The 18,995-nt window shown below is 54.2% G+C and carries 15 protein-coding genes; 6 read left to right on the forward strand and 9 right to left on the reverse strand.

Annotated elements, in window-relative coordinates:
• Nucleotides 1-61: 61 nt before the first annotated feature.
• From H6507_11500 to H6507_11515, 4 genes are all read right to left on the reverse strand, one after another.
• Nucleotides 62-1,207: a hypothetical protein gene (locus tag H6507_11500; protein MCB9369724.1), complete on the reverse strand. Its 1,146-nt coding sequence runs from the start codon at nt 1,205-1,207 to the stop codon at nt 62-64.
• Between the two features lie 169 nt (nt 1,208-1,376).
• Complete coding sequence (locus tag H6507_11505; GenBank protein MCB9369725.1) at nt 1,377-2,111, reverse strand: SIMPL domain-containing protein; 735 nt, start codon at nt 2,109-2,111, stop codon at nt 1,377-1,379.
• Between the two features lie 26 nt (nt 2,112-2,137).
• Nucleotides 2,138-2,440 (reverse strand): GIY-YIG nuclease family protein, encoded by a 303-nt coding sequence (locus H6507_11510; GenBank protein ID MCB9369726.1) that lies wholly within the window; start codon nt 2,438-2,440, stop codon nt 2,138-2,140.
• Between the two features lie 102 nt (nt 2,441-2,542).
• The gene (locus H6507_11515) at nt 2,543-3,289 is read right to left on the reverse strand and encodes an NTP transferase domain-containing protein (protein MCB9369727.1); all 747 of its coding nucleotides are present in this window, start codon (nt 3,287-3,289) and stop codon (nt 2,543-2,545) included.
• Between the two features lie 108 nt (nt 3,290-3,397).
• On the opposite strand from H6507_11515, the gene H6507_11520 reads away from it, so the two are divergent.
• Complete coding sequence (locus H6507_11520) at nt 3,398-3,577, forward strand: hypothetical protein (GenBank protein ID MCB9369728.1); 180 nt, start codon at nt 3,398-3,400, stop codon at nt 3,575-3,577.
• On the opposite strand, the gene H6507_11525 is transcribed toward H6507_11520, so the two are convergent.
• Together H6507_11525 and H6507_11530 are read right to left on the reverse strand one after the other, a co-directional pair.
• Complete coding sequence (locus H6507_11525) at nt 3,567-4,001, reverse strand: hypothetical protein (protein MCB9369729.1); 435 nt, start codon at nt 3,999-4,001, stop codon at nt 3,567-3,569. The two genes, H6507_11520 and H6507_11525, sit on opposite strands and share 11 nt — an antisense overlap.
• 108 nt (nt 4,002-4,109) lie before the next feature.
• Nucleotides 4,110-4,481, reverse strand: coding sequence for a hypothetical protein (locus tag H6507_11530; GenBank protein MCB9369730.1), 372 nt, complete (start codon nt 4,479-4,481; stop codon nt 4,110-4,112).
• A 171-nt stretch (nt 4,482-4,652) separates the two neighbouring features.
• Here H6507_11530 and H6507_11535 point away from each other — a divergent pair, with 171 nt between their 5' ends.
• From H6507_11535 to H6507_11555, 5 genes are all read left to right on the forward strand, one after another.
• A complete protein-coding gene (locus H6507_11535; protein ID MCB9369731.1) occupies nt 4,653-5,504 on the forward strand; it encodes a DUF2520 domain-containing protein in 852 nt (283 codons plus the stop codon).
• Nucleotides 5,501-6,406, forward strand: coding sequence for a CPBP family intramembrane metalloprotease (locus H6507_11540; GenBank protein MCB9369732.1), 906 nt, complete (start codon nt 5,501-5,503; stop codon nt 6,404-6,406). The genes H6507_11535 and H6507_11540 overlap by 4 nt, the downstream gene beginning before the upstream one ends.
• Nucleotides 6,407-7,195: 789 nt before the next feature.
• Entirely contained in the window at nt 7,196-8,764 is a 1,569-nt protein-coding gene (locus H6507_11545; protein ID MCB9369733.1) for a response regulator, read from the forward strand.
• A 16-nt stretch (nt 8,765-8,780) separates the two neighbouring features.
• Entirely contained in the window at nt 8,781-9,953 is a 1,173-nt protein-coding gene (locus H6507_11550; protein ID MCB9369734.1) for a metallophosphoesterase, read from the forward strand.
• Nucleotides 9,938-11,104 carry a T9SS type A sorting domain-containing protein gene (locus H6507_11555; GenBank protein MCB9369735.1) on the forward strand — a complete coding sequence of 389 codons (1,167 nt, stop codon included), beginning with the start codon at nt 9,938-9,940 and terminating at the stop codon, nt 11,102-11,104. Before H6507_11550 ends, H6507_11555 begins: the two co-directional genes overlap by 16 nt.
• 71 nt (nt 11,105-11,175) lie before the next feature.
• Here H6507_11555 and H6507_11560 read toward each other — a convergent pair whose 3' ends face one another.
• From H6507_11560 to H6507_11570, 3 genes are all read right to left on the reverse strand, one after another.
• Nucleotides 11,176-13,587 (reverse strand): S8 family serine peptidase, encoded by a 2,412-nt coding sequence (locus H6507_11560; GenBank protein MCB9369736.1) that lies wholly within the window; start codon nt 13,585-13,587, stop codon nt 11,176-11,178.
• Nucleotides 13,588-13,708: 121 nt separating this feature from the next.
• Nucleotides 13,709-15,391, reverse strand: coding sequence for a GAF domain-containing protein (locus H6507_11565; GenBank protein ID MCB9369737.1), 1,683 nt, complete (start codon nt 15,389-15,391; stop codon nt 13,709-13,711).
• A gap of 2 nt (nt 15,392-15,393) precedes the next feature.
• Nucleotides 15,394-18,852: a serine/threonine protein kinase gene (locus H6507_11570; GenBank protein ID MCB9369738.1), complete on the reverse strand. Its 3,459-nt coding sequence runs from the start codon at nt 18,850-18,852 to the stop codon at nt 15,394-15,396.
• Between the last annotated feature and the right edge of the window lie 143 nt (nt 18,853-18,995).

Here is an 18,995-nt window from a genome sequence, read left to right on the forward strand (position 1 = left end):
ACCCGGTTCGGCGATTAAATTGTTTTGCTTCTGCCAGTCGCACGCGCTCGGCGAAGTTAAGTTACGTTGCTTCCGCGAAACGCGGTGTGAATCGATCAATCACCAACAACACCGCTGTTGGAATCAGCGGACCGAAATAGTTTGCGCCCTCCCACGCCGAAAGCGAATAGTCGCGCGCCTTCAAATCTCCCAGCGCGGACCAGAACATCGTGACCACCAGCGACAAAAGCGCGCATTTGATCCACGCATGCTCATCGAGTTTTGTTTTCAGCGCGAGATAGATCAAAACTATCGCCGAGCTGACGGTTGCCGTGATTTCAAGCGTTGGGCCAAGCAGACCCTTTGCCCAATAGAATCGCGTCAAGGGAAAATAGCGCTCGGGATTCCAGAGATAGAACGGCAACTGAATCAAAATGAACAGGCCGATGGCCGCGATGCCGTAGGCAAATCCGGTCTTAATCTTTTTACGCAGCAGAAATCCCGCGACGAGCGCGAGCAGATAGCCGAAGACGATGCGCGAGGTGGTGACGCTGGCTGAAAAGAGTGCGCTAAAGAATTTTGCAATTGCGCCGCCGCCGGTCCACGCGCGATAGCTCCACAAGATTAGCAGAAGAAACGCGCAGCCCATTGCGAGCATGTCCGAACCTGTGACGGAGAGTTCCCAGACGAGCGGAGAACTGAAACACAGAATCAAAAAGAGCGTGGCGAGTTCAAGCGAACGAATACGCGAGATAACGAATGCCGTCAGCGCAACCCAGAACGGAGTGAACAGCGCGAAGAATTTGGTCAATGTGAACGGCAGCGCAATCGCGACCCACGCAGGGCCTGCGCTGACCCATTCATTCAAAAACGTTTCGCCTTCGTAGGGATTGACTCCTGCGATCAATCGCTCGCCGCCGACGATCAGCGCGTCATCCTGCGGACTCCCCCGCCCTTCTAATTTTAGAGCATCAGCGCGGGGATAGATGGTCGCATTCAGCGCAATATGCAACACGATCAGCCCGATGAACACTGCGCGTGAACGAAACAGGCGCGCGTATTTTTCAGAATTCAGAATCTGAATGTAGGCAAAAAACGCGACAATGAAATAGATCGGAATGAAAATGTGCAGCGACTCGGGCAGATACTTGACCAGCGCGCGCAGCGAAGGAATTTGCAGCGCGTACAATAATAACCAAGGGCGCCAATCGAGAAGTGCTTGTCTCATTCAAGTTCCGGCCGGGTTGCGCTTCGCTTAACCCAGCTCGGCGAAAACACTCAGAAGTACTCGTTTCATTTCGGATTCCGGCGGGGAACCGCGCTGACGCGCTTAATTCCCGCTCGGCGAATCACATTCGTTCGGCAATCTGCGGGCGGATTGCCATCCGCCCCTACAGTTATTCGAGAGAATAACTTGCCTTCACTACCGCAGTGATGTCTTTTTCTTTAGACGACGTGTCGTAGTAGCCGTAGTCGGAGACATCGGTCGAGTTGCGCGGAGTGACTTGGAAGACGCCCATGCGCGCGTCGCGGAGTTCGCCGAGCTTCGCGCCGGAGGATTCGGCCATGACTTTGGCGCGTTCGGTCGCGTCCTTCATCGCTTCGCCGAGCATTTCGATGCGCATGTCTGCGAGTTTGGTGTAAAGATATTGCGCGCCCCAACCGGAGAACGGCACGCCTTCGCTGATGAGTTCGTCGGATTTCTTGATCAGATTTTCAATCGCATCGACACGCGGCGAACGGATTTCGAAATTTTGCGTGACGCGATAGCCGAGCACGCGGCCCGTTTGATATCCGTTTTGATTGTACTCGATGATCTGATCGCTCGACACAGGCTTCATAGTGATTTCCGAGTCGGGCACACCATTGTCCTTGAAGAAACGCGCGAGCCGCTCCGTATGTTTCTGCACGGCGCGGTAGGCTTCCTGCTGCGTGCTCTCTTGCGCATTCAGATTGCCGGACCAGATAATCAAGTCCGACACGATGGGCCGCTTGGCCGAACCGGTGACGGCAATCGTGTCGCCGACCTTGCGCATCTCGATCAGTTGATGCCCAAGAATCCAAGCCGCCGCAACAATCGCGATAGCGACGAAGAACAGACCGCCGGAGTTATCTTTTGTGGGAGTGGACATTCCAATATCTCTCAGTTCTATATCTGTCATCCTGAACGTAGTGAAGGATCCCTCTGAAAATCTTCAGGTGCGAACCAGTCCGCCGCGAGATCTTTCCACTCCGGGTTTACAGATTCAATAAGTTCTATTTTTCTCTTTCGAAGCCAGCCCTTGAGTTGTTTCTCGCGACCAATAGCCCAATGCACACTGTCTGTCGACTCAAAATACACAAGTTTCGTCAAATTGTAGCGTTTCGTGAAACCTTCGATGAGTTTCTGCTTGTGCTCGAAGACTCGTTTCTCGAGTTTGCTTGTCATGCCTATATACAGAACGCAGGAAGGCCCTGACATGATGTAAACGTAGTAATGATGCTCCTTCAAGCTCGTGTTGCCACAGTTTTGCGGAGAGATCCTTCACTACGTTCAGGATGACAGATGCGGAAACATTCCCCCCTAAAACCAATTCTCCTTCAACTCAGGCTTAACCTGTTCCGCCACCAACCGCGAAGCGCGATACAGCGACGGAAACGTCCCGGCATCCGTCCACCAGCCTTCAATCGTGGAAGACGTCAGCGAGCCTTCGCGGAGGTAGGCGTTGTTGACGTCGGTGATTTCCAGTTCGCCGCGGGCGGAGGGTTTCAGGGTGCGGATGATTTCGTAGACGTGCGCGTCGTACATGTAGACGCCGATGACCGCGAGATTGGATTTGGGCGCGCGCGGTTTTTCTTCGATGGACAGGACCTTGCCGCTTCCGTCGACTTCGGCGACGCCGAATCTGTGCGGGTCGTGGACTTCTTTCAGCAAAATTTTCGCGCCCTTCTTCTGGGCTTTGAACTCATCGACGTGCGGCTTGATGGTGTTTTCCAAAATGTTGTCACCGAGAATCACGCAGATCGAATCGTCGCCGGTGAATTCGCGGGCCAAACGGAGCGCGTCGGCGATGCCGCCTTCACCCTCTTGATAGGCATAGTTGATGAAATTCAGGCCGAACGCCTTGCCGTTGCCGAGTAGATTCAAAAAGTCGCCGGCATAGTGACCGCCGGTGACGACGACGATTTCGTCAATGCCTGCATCGACGAGCGTCTGAATCGGAAAGTAGATCATCGGCCGGTCGTAGACGGGCAGCAGATGTTTGTTTGTGATCTTGGTCAGGGGCAGCATGCGCGTGCCGAGACCACCTGCGAGAATTACGCCTTTCATAAGCGGATCAAAGGGGGGTTATGTGAAGAAAAATTACAAATCGAAAAATGGGAAATATCAAATGTCGTCATCCTGAACGTAGTGAAGGACCTCTCTGGAGAGTTCAGAGTGATCCATCAGCCGCAGCGGCTTCAGGATGACAAGCGCTCTGGACCTTACACTCCGGCACTTACCTCTTACCTTCTCACCGCCATTGCGGGTGTGGACACCCACAACGGCGATCAAAGGCATATTGCTCCGCCGTTGTCGGTCTCCAGACCGGCAATGGCAGAAATCGTCAAGTTCTAGCCTTCATTTCTTGCCCACGAACAATCACGAAAGCGATCAGCGACACCAAGAAGAACACCAGCAGCGCCCACGCGATGCCTTGGATCGTGCCGACGATGGAACGGTAAATCTCGAGTGTCCATGTTTCGTTGTTTAGGATCGGAGGCTGCCATGTTTGGTCTTCGTGGGTCTTCTCGACTCCGGGTTTGTCGACCCAGCGGCCTTGCGAGCCATCCGTGTACTGCTCGAGTTTATAAAGGTTTACTCCCGAGCTGACACCGACGACGATCACTGCGAACATAATGTAGCGCTGCCACGCGGACGAAATTTCGTCACGCAGAACGCGGGTGAGGATACCGCCGATAGATTTGCGAAAGATGAGCGCCACGATTGTGCTGGTCACGAGGGACGTTAGAAGTGTGGCGAAGAGAAGGGAGAAAAACATGGCGGCGAGAAAATATGAAATATGAAGTATGAAATATGAAAGCCGAAAACTGCTTCCAAAACTCCAAGCTATCGCGTCAGCACATTGGGTCCAGCGGCACGCTCGTGGTTAAAAGTGTAGGTCGCCGCCGACCAGCGCGCCGGGTTCGACATGCGGGCCATTCAAAATTTGGCGGCGCATCGAATCCTCAATGTCATCCAGATAGAAATTCCACTCGCGGTGGTCTTCCGGTTTTAGGCCTTGCTCGACAATACGGACCCGCTTGACGAGGTCCAAATCTTCCTTAGGAACTTTGTGCCGCGGCAAAAGGATTCCCAGTACGTGCATGGTTTTGCTTCCGGACTCTTGTATAATCAGACACTTCCGGTCCGACACTTGACCGTAGCCCCAACCGTCCGCCGAGAACGAGCGAATCGACGCCTCGGGTCTTGTTAGATAGATATTCAAACGGCAGGTATTCTCGGAAATTTTGCCGAGCACGGGGCCTCCAGACACGTTAGCAATTCAATCGGCGTACTCCACCGATGATGGAGCAAAGCAAGTGAAAAAGTTACGGATTCCTCGCTGGAGAGTCAAGCTAACTTCCTCTCTTTTCTTAGCTTGAGGTCTGTTTCGCTTGCATTTCGACAGTGGGAAAGGTACCTTGTCGGAATGGCAAAAACACGATTTGTATTGATTGGTCCGGGCGCAGTCGGAAAAGTGCTGGCTCGTCGGTTGGCAGCTTCGGGATGGCAATGCGCAGGAGTGTGCGGACGCGGGTCGGCGGCGGGACGACGGTTGGCCAAGGAGTTGGGAGCTCCCTACTGGAACTCGGTAGAGAAAATCGAGCTAAAGAGCGGCTTCATTCTGCTTCCGGTCGGCACGCATATGATTGCGCCCATCGCCAACGAGCTTTCGAAACTCCCCCTCAACTGGCCGAAGATTTCGGTGCTGCATCACAGTGGGGTACTGGACACAAAGCCGCTCGCGCCGCTTCAAAAGGTCGGCGCAACAGTGGGAGCGTGCCATCCGTTCATGACCTTTCCGAGGTTCGGCGGAAAGGTCAAGGCAGGCTCGAAAGAAGATCGCAACGACCCCAAGTATCCGCCGTTCTTCGGAATTGACGGGGACGAAAGGGGATTGGCAGCCTGTCAGAAGGTTGTCAAAGCCTGTAAAAGCAATAGTTTTGTCGTCAAAGGCGGGGATAGAGTGGCCTATCATGCGGCGGCGGTGATGGCCTGTACTTTGTTGGGTGCGAACATCGCCATGTCAGTTGATATTCTTAGGAAAGTAGGAATTTCCGAAAAGTCGGCTCGTGATGCGGTCATGTCGATCGCGCAGGAGACTTTGGCTAATTTCTCAGAATTTGGCATCGAGAAGTCGTGGACTGGCCCACCCGTTCGCGGCGACCGCAAGACGGTTGCGGCGCATACCAAAGCGATTCGCAAGGTCAGCCCCGAGACGGCCAAAGTCTACAAATCGCTGTCTGAATGGGTGATGCGCCACGCAGCCAAGCGCACATGAAAAAAGCTCATTGGGTATTTCGTATTTTTACGAATCCTGTCTCGCGGATTGTCTTCGGGATGGTGTTCGTGGCCCTGCCAATTCAGGGGGTGCAGGAACTGAGTGGGGTCTTGCGCGAGTCCAACGGATGGACGGACTCGGAAGGGCTGAAGCTCGCGACCAACATTCTGGCGATTTTCTGCGGATTTCTTTCCTACATTTTATATGCGCGGCTGTTCGAGCGGCGTTGGCCCTCGGAAATCTCGCTCAAAGGGTTCGTCCCCGAGTTCGGCAAAGGGTTGGGGTTCGGGGCGCTCTTGTTTTCGACGACGATGCTGATTTTGTGGGTCGGCGGCTTTTGGACGCTCGAGGGAACGAACTCGATTTGGGCGACGGCCACGGCGCTTGGAATTTCGCTGGCCGGGTTCTTTGAAGAGCTTCTGGTGCGCGGCGTGCTCTACCGGATATTGGAGGAGTCGCTCGGGACGTGGATCGCGCTGGTTTTGTCGGCGGCCTTTTTCGGATTCGTGCACATGGCCAACCCCAACGCGACGCTCGGCGCAGGCATCGCACTGGCCCTCGAAGCGGGACTGCTGCTCGCGGCGGCCTATTCGCTGACCGGAAGATTGTGGTTCGCCACGGGTCTGCACGTCGCGTGGAATTACACACAGGGTGGAATTTTCGGCCTGCCGATTTCGGGCAACGAAATGACCGGCGTCCTGCGCGGCACGGTCAGCGGCCCCAACTGGATTTCGGGCGGCGAGTTTGGAGTGGAAGCGTCGTGGATTGCGGTGGCGGTGTGCTTGATTGCGACAGCAGTGATTTTGAGGTTGGTTGTGCAGCGGGGGTTGGTGAAAGCGCCGTTTTGGAAATTAAATGTAGGGGTGGATGGCAATCCACCCGCGCTTGTTGATCAATTGTAGCGCCCAACTTGCTAGGCACTAGACATAATCAGATTCCGGCAGGGAACCGCTACGCTAAATCCCTGCTCGGCGAAGGAAGAGAGATCCTTCACTGCTCGGCGTAAGCAGAGAGATCCTTCACTACGTTCAGGATAACGACGCGCTGGAAATCGAGGGACACTTTCACAAGATCCCTACGGGATGACAATGCGCTTGGAATGCGTGAATCAGCTTAGGGAATTTTGCCCAGCAAGCTGGGCGCTACACATAATCAGATTCCGGCAGGGAACCGCTACGCTAAATCCCTGCTCGGCGAAGGAAGAGAGATACTTCACTGCTTGGCGTAAGCGGAGAGATCCTTCACTACGTTCAGGATGACGACGCGCTTGAAATGCGTGATTGAACTCGGAGGATTCTGCCCGGCAAGCTGGGCGCTAAACACAATCAGATTCCGGCAGGGAACCGCTACGCTAAATCCCTGCTCGGCGAAGGAAGAGAGATACTTCCCTGCTCGGCGTAAGCAGAGAGATCCTTCACTACGTTCAGGATGACGACGCGCTTGAAATGCGTGATTGAACTCGGGGGATTTTGCCCAGCAAGCTGGGCGCTAAACACAATCAGATTCCGGCAGGGAACCGCTATGCTAAATCCCTGCTCGGCGTAAGCAGAGAGATCCTTCACTACGTTCAGGATGACGACGCGCTTGAAATGCGTGATTGAACTCGGGGGATTTTGCCCAGCAAGCTGGGCGCTACGTCGGGTTGCGTTTTCAATTTTCGATTTTCTATTTTCAATTTTAGATAGGCTCTCATGGCCGAAATCACAAAGAAAATTCTCTGGGCTGACGACGAGATTGACTTGCTGGAAGCGCATGTCTTGTTTCTCGGATCGCACGGTTACCAGGTGACGCCCGTTACGAACGGCGACGACGCGCTCTCGAAAGTCGACAGCGACACGTTTGACTGCGTGCTGCTCGACGAACACATGCCCGGTCTCGACGGACTGGAAACGGCAGAGCGCATAAAAGACAAACGGCCCGATCTTCCGGTGATCATGATCACGAAATCGGAAGAAGAGACCTTGATGGACGACGCGCTTGGCGCGAAGATCGCGGACTATTTGACGAAGCCCGTCAATCCGACGCAGATTCTCGTTGCGCTGAAGAAAGTCATCGACAAATCTGCGATTGAGCAGCGCATCGCGACGCGCGATTACTTGCAGGAGTTCCGCGAGATCACGATGAAGCTGATGGAGAATCCGGGCTGGCAGGAGTGGGCCGATATTCACGCGCGGCTGTCGTGGTGGGATATCGAAATGGACCGCCTGCCCGACGAAGGACTCAAGCAGTCGCTCGAAGGTCAACGCAGCGAATGCAATGTCGAGTTCGGCAAGTTCATCGAAAAAAACTACGAAGATTGGCTCTGGAATCAGAAAGAGCGTCCGCCGCTGTCGGTCGACGTGGTGGAGAAATTCGTCGCGCCGCGATTGCGCGCGGGCGAAAAGGTGCTATATCTGGTGATGGACTGCATGCGCTACGACCAATGGATGGCGATTGAGCCGCTGCTCTACGACAACTTCAGAGTGTCGCGCGATTTTCACTACTCGATTCTGCCGACCGCGACGCCCTACAGCCGCAACGCGCTGTTCGCCGGAATGTTTCCGTCTGAGATCGACAAAGAGATTCCGGGACTGTGGCAATCGGCGGATGAAGATGAAGGCAGTTCCAACAGATTCGAGCGGCAACTGCTCGACATGCAGCTTGAGCGATTGAAGATCACTGTTGAACCCGAGCCGCGCTATGTGAAAGTGCTCGATCCGGAAGAAGCCGCGAATACGGCCAAGAAAGTCTCGCAATTCTTCGACCGCAAGCTCGTGTCGATGGTGTTTAACTTCGTGGACATGTTGGGCCACGGCAGAAGCCACTCGGACATTCTGCGCGAGATGCTGCCGCACGAAGCGGGATACAGATCGGTGATCAAGGCGTGGTTCGAGCATTCGAGCCTCAGACAAATTCTGCAATCGTTCGCCAAGCAAGGTTGGACGGTGATTGTGACGAGCGATCACGGCTCGATTCGCGGACAGAAGGGGGCTAAAGTAATTTCCGACCGTGAAGCGTCTACCTCATTGAGGTATAAGTACGGCCGCAATTTGCGCGTGGACAAACGTCAGGCGATTGTCGTGCCGCAGCCGGAGAACTTCAAGCTGCCGAAACGCGGCATGAACACGGGCTACATCGTGGCCAAGGAAAACTACTACTTCGTGTATCCGACCAACTACAACAAGTACCTCTCGCTCTACAAGGACAGCTTCCAGCACGGCGGCGTTTCGCTCGAAGAAATGATTTTGCCTGTCGCGGTTCTGGAAGGCAAAGGAAATTAACTAACCCGCACCGCATTTGCTGATATTCATCACCATCGTCGTTTCGATTCTCGGGCTGCTGCATTGGTTTCTCTATTCGCGGCTCGTATCTGCGCTTGAAATAACGTCTCCCTCAGTGTTATGGTCTCTAAGAATCTTAGGGGCCTTTCTTGCAGTCTCCTATATAATAGGCAGAATCCTCGAACAGAGATTCCCGGGATTCATCGCGCATGCTGTCGACTGGATCGCTTCGGTTTGGGTCGGCATGATGTGGCAATTCCTGTGGATCACGTTTTTATTTTTTGTCGTCAAGGTTGTTTTGGTTATCGGCGGGCAATGGGGGAATTTCTCGCTTGAAACGCAGCAACTGATCGGCCGCTACAATTTTTACTTTGTGACGACGTTGGTGGTGCTGATTTGCGGCTTTGGAATTTACAAGGCGACAGGTCCGGCGCGGTTGGTGGAAGTTCACGTGCCCGTTAAGAACTACCGGCCCGAATACAAGGACTTTTCGATTGCGATGATGGCGGATTTTCACGCCAGCAACACGAACGGCGAACAGCGCATCGCGATGTGGTGTGAGCAGATCACGGGATTGAAACCCGACGTCGTGCTTGTGCCGGGCGATGTGATCGACACGCCTGCAAGACAAATCCAAAACGTCGCCGACGGGTTTCGCAAGCTCAGCGCACCCAATGGTGTATACTCGACGACCGGCAATCACGAGTATTACGTCGGTATGCCAAGCGCCGTTGAGTTGATGCGGCGCGGTGGTATGAACGTTTTGATGAATGAGAACGTATCTCTTCCGAATGGAATACTAATTTCGGGAATCGAAGACCGCACGGCGCGTTCGATGGGAAAACAGCTGCCGGCTTTTGAGCAGTTGATTCCCGAGAATGACTCCTCGGACGTACGCATACTCTTGATGCACACACCGGCCACGGGAGACGTGCAGAAGGCAATCGCCTCCGGATTTAATTTGGTTGTGAGCGGACACACGCACGGCGGACAGATGTTTCCGTTTACGATATTCACGAAGATGGCTTTTCCGTATCACCACGGACTCTATAAAGTCGGCGACGGCTATCAGTTGACGACGTGCGGAATCGGCTATTGGGGTCCTCCGATGCGCGTCGGCAAGCCGCCGGAAATAATGTTAATCAAATTGGTTCCGGACACGGAGCCCGCGGTATGCGAATGGAAGTAATTATGCGTTACATCATGGTGTTCTTGGTCGCGGGATTGGTGTTGACGTCTTGCGGCAAAAAGAAGGACAGCAACGGCCCAACGGGACCGACCGAAACGCCGCAGGAAAACGTATTCGGAGTGGTCACAGATCAAGACGGCAATCCGCTTGCGAATGCGCAGCTGCACGCCGTTTATCAGGTGAACGGCGCTCCGGTTTCACCGCTCGACGACATTCAAGCTCCGTTCAACGTGATTTTTTACACGACTCAGATGCTGACGACCGAACGCGACGGAAATATTCCGCTCGCCGAAGGAACGAACATTGAAATCATGTGGGACGCGGACGACGATCACGAGTATTCGGAAGGCGACCGTCTGCCTCCGCTCTGCCCCACTCCGCCGGACAATTGTCCGTTTCAGTCCGTGAATTTCAACCAGTTTTCGATGAACGGTGTCGAGCTTGGGATCGGTCCGGGAACATTCGGGACGGATCCGACCTTCACGTCCTTTGGTGAACATCTCGATCCGAGCAGGTTCTATCTCGTAATTCGCTGCGCGGACGGAGAGCCACTGTGGACGAGCGAAATGGTGGACGTGCCGGACGGACTTTCGGAATTTGATTTGCAGTTTGAGTTTTCGGAGTGCGTGGGCACTCCGATCGGACAATCGTCGATGGGGTTTGCCTATCCTAATCCTGCGATTGATGTGTTTCATTTGCCGTTCACGCTGCGCGCGGGCGAGAATGTTTCAATTGTCTCAACGTCGCTTTCGACGGGCGGCACGCGAACTTTGTTTCAAGACGGGTTGTCGTCAGGAAATCAGGACGTGACGATTGACATATCGAACCTTGCGAACGGTCTTTACATTTACGCCATGACGGCGGGGAGTTTCACTGCGCACGACACACTCTTGAAGAACGCGCCGGTGGAAAATTTGCCCGGCGAACCTGCACTTGTTACGACAGACAGCGACGGATCATACGCGATGAACCTGCCTTTCGGTCAAACGATTACATTGCGGGAATCTTCGAGCAATCCACTTGGCGAAAGCGCGCCGCTTGACAGTGTGCGCGTGGTAGCGATATTGAACGGCTATCAAACCGCCGACACGATGATCTCGCTTGCCGCAACAGAACAACACGAACTCAACTTCCGTTTGCGTCCTCAATAGTTCGAAATAACGTTTGCAAAAAGCCCGACTCATCAGAGCCGGGCTTTCTTTTTTGTGAACCTTTTGCGATGCTATTTGACAGCAGTCACTTGAAAGTAGAACCGTTCATAGGGAATTTGATCATACGGTACGAACCTAAACGTATCCTCGACCGTAGTGAAGAAATTCTCAGGGGCAAAGACATGGCCAGCTTCACCGGACAGATATAGTTTGTACGACGACGCTCCTTCCGACGCGTTCCATTTCAGCATCACACCTTCTTCTTCGGGAGTCAGCGAAAGATTCTTGGGCGGTTCCGGCGCATCGGCTTTGCCTTCAATGCGAATATCATCGACGGCAGCTTCGACGAGCGAAGGTGGCGACTGATCGTCGGCGACAAACTGCAGCATCATCTGGTCAGTTGGCAGGACGAAGTCTTCGATCTTGAACTCAGCTTCGCGCCAGCCGTCGGTGCTCACCGAAGTTTGAATCAGGTTCGTCCACGTTTCACCACCGTCGTTGGAAATTTGCGCGCGGAAGAAGTCGCCGCCTTTTTGCGGGCCGCGATCATTCGAATAGGCATACATGAAACTTAGTTTCGAGTCATTGAAACCTTGGAGGTTGAAGATCGGCGAGCGAAGCGTCGTCTTTCCACCGTCTACGTCGTTGGCGGCGGCGGGTTCCGATTCGGAATTTTCGTTGCCGGTCACGAAACAGAAACTGCCGTACGCGGTCGCATCCTCGGCGACTTGCACCTGTTTGCCGTCTTGTTTTGAACCCACGGGAATAGCGCGCGTCCAGATTCCGGCCGTCGCGTCATCGCCATCGACTCCGAACAGAAAACCTCTGTCCACTTCAGCATCGTCAGCAATGCCGCGCACAAGATCGACGCCGACGGAGTAGTCTCTATGTTTTGAGGTGGACACGGAATCCGGCGCGACGAAATCTTGAAAGCCGAATCTCGCGACGTAGAGCGCGAATTTTCGGTCGGCAGGAACTTGCGGGATGTGAAAAACGCCGTCGACGCCCGAGGTAGCGGTGTAACTTCCGCCGGATGAAACGAGGAAGATTCGCGCACCCGCAATATGACTTCCGCCGTAACGAATCACGCCGCTGATCGAGCCGGTTTCGCTGGACGACGACGCCATTTCAACAGCGCCGTTGACATCGAGCAATCCGTATCCGAAATCATTGTCTTCACCCGCGGCGCCGAGATCTTTGGCCGAAAGCTGCAAGGCGATCTTTGCGGCACTTGCCGAAATTTCCGGATTGGCTTGCCGCATTAGCGCGACGGTGCCTGCCACAAATCCGGCGGCACACTGCGAACCTCGGAGATTTGCGAATCCACTCTCCGACGCTCCGCGCGAGACGCCGATAGCACACAGTTCCGGCTTGATGAATTTCCGATCACAGGGTGACGGACCACGGCTGCTTTCTTCAAGCAGTGCCGTTCCGTTTGATTGTGTTGCACCGACCGAAAAGAAAGTTTGATCTTTGTCAAACATGGCGGCGGGCAAAGCAATCGAGCCGCGGCCGGCCTTGCCGTTGTCACCGGCGGCCCAAATCAAAATTGAACCAAGCTGTTCAATATTGGAGAATGCCGTCCAAACGGATTTGGGACCGGCGAACGCACATGAATCACCGACGGTCCATGCTTGCAGAATGACGTCCGGGACATTTTCAAAGTTTCCCGTTTGCGATTCCTGCAGCGCGTTCAAAACGTCTGACACTTTGTGCGTGCTTCCGCATACGAGCGGAAGAACGCGCCACAAAGCCTCTGGTGCAACGCCAATCGTGTCACCGTTTTGTGTGTTGCATCCGACGGCGCATCCGAGCATCGACGCCGTTGCATCACCGCAATACGTTGATGCGAGCATGGCTTCTCCGAGCACGCGATCCCGGAATGCGGGATGCTGCGGCGAAAACGGTTCGCCGACGACGCCGACGACTGAACCTTTGCCGGTCATTCCGGCTGACCACGCTTCGCGCGTGCCCATTTGCAAGAGTGCCGGTTCAGAATTTAGGAGTTTGCTGTCCGCAGGACTCGATTGCACGGGATTCATGAGCGCAATTGTCTCGTCCAATCCAACCTCATCGACAAACTCAAAATTAGCGATTAACTCCGCGCCTGCACGGGTCACGTCCGCTCGCAAAAGATTGGCAATCCACAGAAAGTGAATATTCTCTGCCATTCCGTTGCGGTCGAGAATTGCGAGCGAGGCTTCGGCATTGTTTTTTTCGCGTTCAGAAATGCTCTTAAGTGAGTCAATTAGAGTCGCATGCCGGTCAGCGCTTGTAGAATTTAGAGGGCGGGGAATTTTCGCGGCGATTTTGGCAAGGTCCGCTTGCTCGGACAGTGAAATCAGGACCGGAAGTTTCGCGGATTCGCCGACAGTCTGGAATGCTCGGTCAAGTCCGGGCGTGAGCGTTCCCCCTACGGCGAACGACGCGAAAGCCAGTACATTGATCAGAATCGCGACTGTTAAATTTTTGTGCAATCTCATATAATTGAAGTAGATAAAAGCGAACAACATGTTGTCGGACAGGTATAGAATATACAAAAACCTGCGGCGCTTTGCAACCGCAGGCTTGGCATGAACGAACGAACAAACGCACACCGTTCAGCTATTCACTGTTGTGTGCGGGAAACGACAGTGTAATCGTTGTGCCTACGCCAACCTCGGAATTCAAGGAAAGTTCGGCACCGTGAATTTCGGCGATGTTGCGAACGATCGGCAGCCCAAGACCAGTGCCATGTTCGCCTTTGGTGGAAAAGTATGGTTCAAAGATTCGCGCTTTTTGATCGGGTGGAATACCGCAGCCGCTGTCGGCGACGGAAACGACAATGCGGTCGTTGACTCGATGCGCAGAGAGTTTCAGAGTTCCGCTGTCCATACTTTCCATGGCATGCACGGAATTGATAATCATGTTGATGAACGCCGATTCGAGTCCGTGCGGATCTCCGAATATCTCCAGATCATCCTCGAGATCCAATTCGAGCGAGAGTCCGTGCGCTTCAGTGCTGTGCGTGAAGCCGCGCAGACTTCCGGTCGTGGTTTCAAGCAATTCAACGACGGAACTGAGCAGTTGCGTCATGTCCACAACGGTGAAGGACGGATCGGAAGGTTTGGTGAGGTGCCGCAGATTGCTGGCAATCTTTTCGATTCTTTCGGTCAGGGACGAAATCGTGCTCAAATCTTTTTGCACGGATTCGCTGAGCTGGACGCCTTCGCGTTCGAGTTTCATGGCCAACAGCTCCATGCGGCCTTTTACCGGCTGCAGGCTGTTGTTAATTTCGTGCGCGATACCGCCGGCAAGTTGATTGACGGTAGAACGTTTTTCGGATTCGATGAGTTGGTGTTCCAGATTTTTTTGCACCGTTACATCTTCGAGAATCAAACCGGCACGTTCACGGCCGTCATAAGAGCGGGTCAGGCGGAAGAAAGAGTAGGCGACGGTACGGTCAGAAATTTCCAGCGTTCGCCTGCCGAAATCGCCCGATTGTTTGAATTCGTTGTGGGCCACTGTGAGGTTCGCAGTGGCCAAACTGCAGCACGTAGAGGCTTGGAGCGCGGCACCGATGCGAATACCGCCGCCGAGTATGGTGACGGCTTGTGGATTGGCATAGTCGACATTTCCGTCGCGGTCCAAAATAATCACACCGTGCGGCTGGCTTTGAAGAATCGTTGAGAGATACTCTTGTAAGTCTTTGTAGCGGTCTTTCGATTCCTTTTCGGCTTCGTAAAGCCGGGCATTTTCGAGCGCAACGGCGGCGAGGTGCACAAAGGTTTCGAAGAGCATCAGGCTTGTTTGATCGAACACGCCGGCGAGTTTGGTCGTGTCCACGTACGCGACACCGACGAGTTTGTTTTTCGCCATCAACGGGGCGCCCATGATCGAGCGCACCTGCATTTTTGCAATGGAGTGCTGCTGCGACAAGTCCGATCCGCCGATGACGTCATTGATCAAAATTGGTTGCCGGCCGTCGATAACTCTGCGGATAATCGTTTGCGAAGCCGCTTCTTCGGCGTCGTCGATATCGCTGTCCATATTGCGGGCCACGGAAAATTTCCATTCTCCGTTGGGTTCAACGAGCACAAGGAACCCCCGTTCCGCTCCGGTCAGCTCAATCGCGGCGCCCATGGCACGATCCAAAATCGCTTCGGGGCTCATTTCGCGGTTGATGTCTTCCATCAAAGCTGCGAGTTTGGTCAGACCTGAGGCGATTCCGCCGGTCGGATCAAGTTCAGATCCGGATGCGCTGTTCGGAGTGATATCCGAAAGGTCGTCAAAAAAATCAAGTGCCACGATTACCTCTGTGCTTGGAGCGATTTGTGAAGTTCGACGGCTTCTTGTCGGAACTTCAGAATGTGCGGCGCGTGCAGGAAGGTGCTTTGTTTCTCTTCCGGCAATCTTGCCGCGATTGATTTCAGCACGGCCACTCCTCGGCCGTACTCGTCCAGCGCCTTTTTGGGTTGTCCAGCGCGCGTGAATTGCCGTGCCGTCGCCCAGTGGAATTTCCACAGCAGATCAGGATAGATAGACAATTTTCGCAGCGCTACTTGCCACTTCGAGGGTTCGAGCGGCACGCCGACGTACAGCGATTCTGTCAATTGAGTTCGCGCGGCGGTAAAAGGATCCCATTTTGTGTCCGCGACTTTTCTCGCTTGTTCCAATTCTTCCAACACTTGTTCGACTTGGCCGCTGTCGGCAGCGATCTGACAACGGGTCAGATGAAGGTGGAGCAACGCGAGCGGATCGGCTTCATCGGCGAGCAGATTTCCGGCGCGCTCGGCAGCAGCGGTTGCGCGGTCAAACTCATTTCGTCTGGCGAAGAGCGCGGCGAGTCCTTCCCATGCTTGCCCTTCAGCTTTGCGAGTTCCGATGGTCGAGGCAATTTCTTGAGCGCTATGCAAGAGTTTTTCGGATTCTTCAAGCTCTTCGAGAGTCAGCAGCAACTTGCCCATGTAGACCATGGGTTCGAGTTTCGATTCTTGATCGCCGATTTCAGCGGCGCGTGAGACGGCTTCGTTCAAATAGGCGAGCGCGCGTGTATAATCGGCGCGTTGAAACGCCAATTCGCCGAGGTTGCTGAGAATTTCGGCTTGTTCTCGGGGACTTTCCATGCGGCGGAACAGGGCGAGCGCGCGTAAATAGTTTTCTTCAGCTTCACGCAAGTTTCCCGTTTCGAGTGAATCGATTCCGAGATTGTTGTAGATTCCCGCAAGTCTTTGGATGTCGTCGATCTCGCGCGAGATTTTTGCACATCGTCCCCACAGATCACGCGCACGAAGACGGTCACCGGCTTGAGCCGCCAGCACACCAAGATTGTTGTACATGTTGGCGATGCCTTTGCGGTCGGCGAGTGCTTCGTAAACCTCAAGGCAGCGCTGCCAATAGGCGCGGGCAACGTCGGTGTCGCCGCGATAAAAGGAAAGCGTCGCGACCGTATTCAAAAGCAGCGCGTAACCCGAGTCGGTGGTATCATGCGGCATGTGCACGAGACCTTCTTCGGCTAATTCGCGCGCGTGCTCACCCTCGCCGCGCTTGAAAGCGATCCACGCAAGCGTTCCGTACACGGACCCCGCGGCCTGCGACGAGTTTTCGTCGAAGTGCGGCAAGCAGCGTTTGAGAATGGTTTCTGCTTCGTCGGAGTATCCAAGTTTTTCCCGCAAGCTGGCAAAGCGGGAAAGATCTAACAGATTGCCGGGCGTTACGTCATCTTTGCCGCGGTTTGTGATTTCGCCGAGCAAATCCGCGGATTTTGACAGGTCACCTTCGATGTACTCGATCCGCGACAACGCGGAGATCAGCATCTTTCGATGAGTGTCGGGCGCGGACGTGCGGCTTCGCTCGATGAGTTTGCGCGCCCAAAGGAGTTTGCCTTTGCGAATGGCTTCGTCGAGAACCGGCGTTGCCCTTTCAGTCGAAATTGAAAACACTCCGGAGAGAAAATCATGAAAGACCAGCTCTTCTTCGCGGACCAACGGATCGACGTTTTCGGCTTCCGACCAATAGTTGAAGAGTGAGGCGTGCACGCTTTTTCGCTCGTACTCTTCCATACGGGACAGGATCAGCGAATTGACGGCTTTGTGGGTAATTTCGAGAGTTTGATCCTGCAGGGCGGCCCAACCGGTCTCTGCTATGCCGTTAAAGATCATCTGCACGGTCGAGCAGGCATTGTCACCGATGGCTCCTCTCGCGACACTGAACGGGAGCGGCGTCAAGGAGCAAGCGAGACATTTCAGCACGGCGCGCGCGCAGTCGGAAAGATTCGCGAGTTTTCTGTTGACCGCCAATTCGACGTGTCGGTGAACACGCAGCTTCCAACGACCGGGCATGATTTCCCAACCGGTTAAACCGATGCGCAGGAAGTCCGACGCCACCAACTCTTCGAGTGCTGCTTCCAGTGCGGATGGAATTCCCAAAGTTTCGCCGAGCAAGTTCTTTCTAAACTCTGGGGGGAAACTATTTTCAGGGAAGGTGGAAGAGACGAAATCTTCGATACCGTTGTCATTCAACGCGTGCAATTCTACGGTCTTCCATTCTCTGAACATCTCGGGAAGTCCGTTGTCAAACGAACCCGCCACAATTTTCCAAGTGGCTCGGCATTCCATAGCCGTAAGCAACTCAGTGAGTTTTTCGGCGGGCACGACGCTCGCATCGGGAATCATAAGGACTTTGGGGCAATGCGGCGGCGCGGGAAGTTCACGCGCGTTTGTGACGACGCGGGTCGTGAATCCGGCGAGCGTCAACTCGACCGAGAATTCCTTGAGCATGCGCGTACGTCCGAGTCCGGGCTGCGCAACAATGACGATGTTTTCAGGCTGTTCGCCTTCTGCCAGAATCCGTTTTTGCGCGGCCAGCAGATTGCGGGCATCGACGTTGGTGACCAAGCCAGAGGACGAGATATAGGCTTTGCGTGTCTCGGCCGTTTCGTAGTCAAACGTAAAACCGTCGCGTTCATTGAGCATGGCAATGACGTGCCGCGCACTTTGCGGACGGTCTTCTGGGTCAATTTGAATGAGTGCGTGGATGACGTCTGCCAATCCCACGGGGAGATCGGGGCGGAAACGCAGCGGGTGCGGAGGTTCTTGCTTGGTGCGAATTTGCGCGGTAGCGATGGAATCTTGGCCTTCAAACGGCAAACGACCCACGGCTTCTTTGTACAGCAACATGCCCAGTGCGTAAAGATCGGAAGCGATGCTGGTACGTCCGGATTGAATGATTTCCGGAGCCATGTAATCGAGAGTTCCGCCGGCTTCTTCGGAAACGCTGGCATGTTCACCAGCCAATCCGAAGTCGACAAGTTTGAGAGTCGTAAACTCGCCGTCGGCATTTATCCGACCCAAGACATTGTCGGGTTTCAGATCACGATGCAACAGACCCCGGCTATGCAAGAAGGCGAGTGCGCGGCAAAGACTGACGAGCACGGTTCGGAGCTGGTCGGGATGCCACTCTTTAATGAGCTTGTCGAGAGGTTTTCCGTCGACGAACTCGCTTGTGAAGTAATATCCGCCTTGTTCTCTGGGCAATGCGCCGAAATCGAACATTTCGGGGATATGCGGATGCACGACGCCGCGGATATTGCGAAATTCTGAGCGGAAACTCTCGATGGCGGCTTCATCCTGCACGGCTTTCAAGGTTTTGAGAGCCATGATTTGGTTGCCGCGCACGTTGTCCACGACCAAATACACGACACCCATTCCGCCCACGCCGATGGTGCGCAGAATTTGATAGCGGGAGTCTATTGAAGAAGAGTCGTGCATTTACAACCGTTGGAAGTTTAAACTCAGCAAAATGGACATCGTGTCGAGAGAGTGCAACTTATCGCCGCACTTTCTTTTGTCCGTATGACATAAAGACAAAAACCCGGCCAGTTGTGGCCGGGTCTTGTTGATTTAAGAGGGTC

It is taken from the genome of Calditrichota bacterium, assembly GCA_020637445.1.
Lineage (GTDB): Bacteria > Electryoneota > RPQS01 > RPQS01 > RPQS01 > JABWCQ01.

Bases quoted from the DNA above. Each gene is read 5' to 3' on its own strand.
- H6507_11500 (MCB9369724.1), bottom strand. From the start codon at position 1,207: ATGAGACAAGCACTTCTCGATTGGCGCCCTTGGTTATTATTGTACGCG.
- H6507_11505 (MCB9369725.1), bottom strand. From the start codon at position 2,111: ATGTCCACTCCCACAAAAGATAACTCCGGCGGTCTGTTCTTCGTCGCT.
- H6507_11510 (MCB9369726.1), bottom strand. From the start codon at position 2,440: ATGTCAGGGCCTTCCTGCGTTCTGTATATAGGCATGACAAGCAAACTC.
- H6507_11515 (MCB9369727.1), bottom strand. From the start codon at position 3,289: ATGAAAGGCGTAATTCTCGCAGGTGGTCTCGGCACGCGCATGCTGCCC.
- H6507_11525 (MCB9369729.1), bottom strand. From the start codon at position 4,001: ATGTTTTTCTCCCTTCTCTTCGCCACACTTCTAACGTCCCTCGTGACC.
- H6507_11535 (MCB9369731.1), top strand. From the start codon at position 4,653: ATGGCAAAAACACGATTTGTATTGATTGGTCCGGGCGCAGTCGGAAAA.
- H6507_11540 (MCB9369732.1), top strand. From the start codon at position 5,501: ATGAAAAAAGCTCATTGGGTATTTCGTATTTTTACGAATCCTGTCTCG.
- H6507_11545 (MCB9369733.1), top strand. From the start codon at position 7,196: ATGGCCGAAATCACAAAGAAAATTCTCTGGGCTGACGACGAGATTGAC.
- H6507_11555 (MCB9369735.1), top strand. From the start codon at position 9,938: ATGCGAATGGAAGTAATTATGCGTTACATCATGGTGTTCTTGGTCGCG.
- H6507_11560 (MCB9369736.1), bottom strand. From the start codon at position 13,587: ATGAGATTGCACAAAAATTTAACAGTCGCGATTCTGATCAATGTACTG.
- H6507_11570 (MCB9369738.1), bottom strand. From the start codon at position 18,852: ATGCACGACTCTTCTTCAATAGACTCCCGCTATCAAATTCTGCGCACC.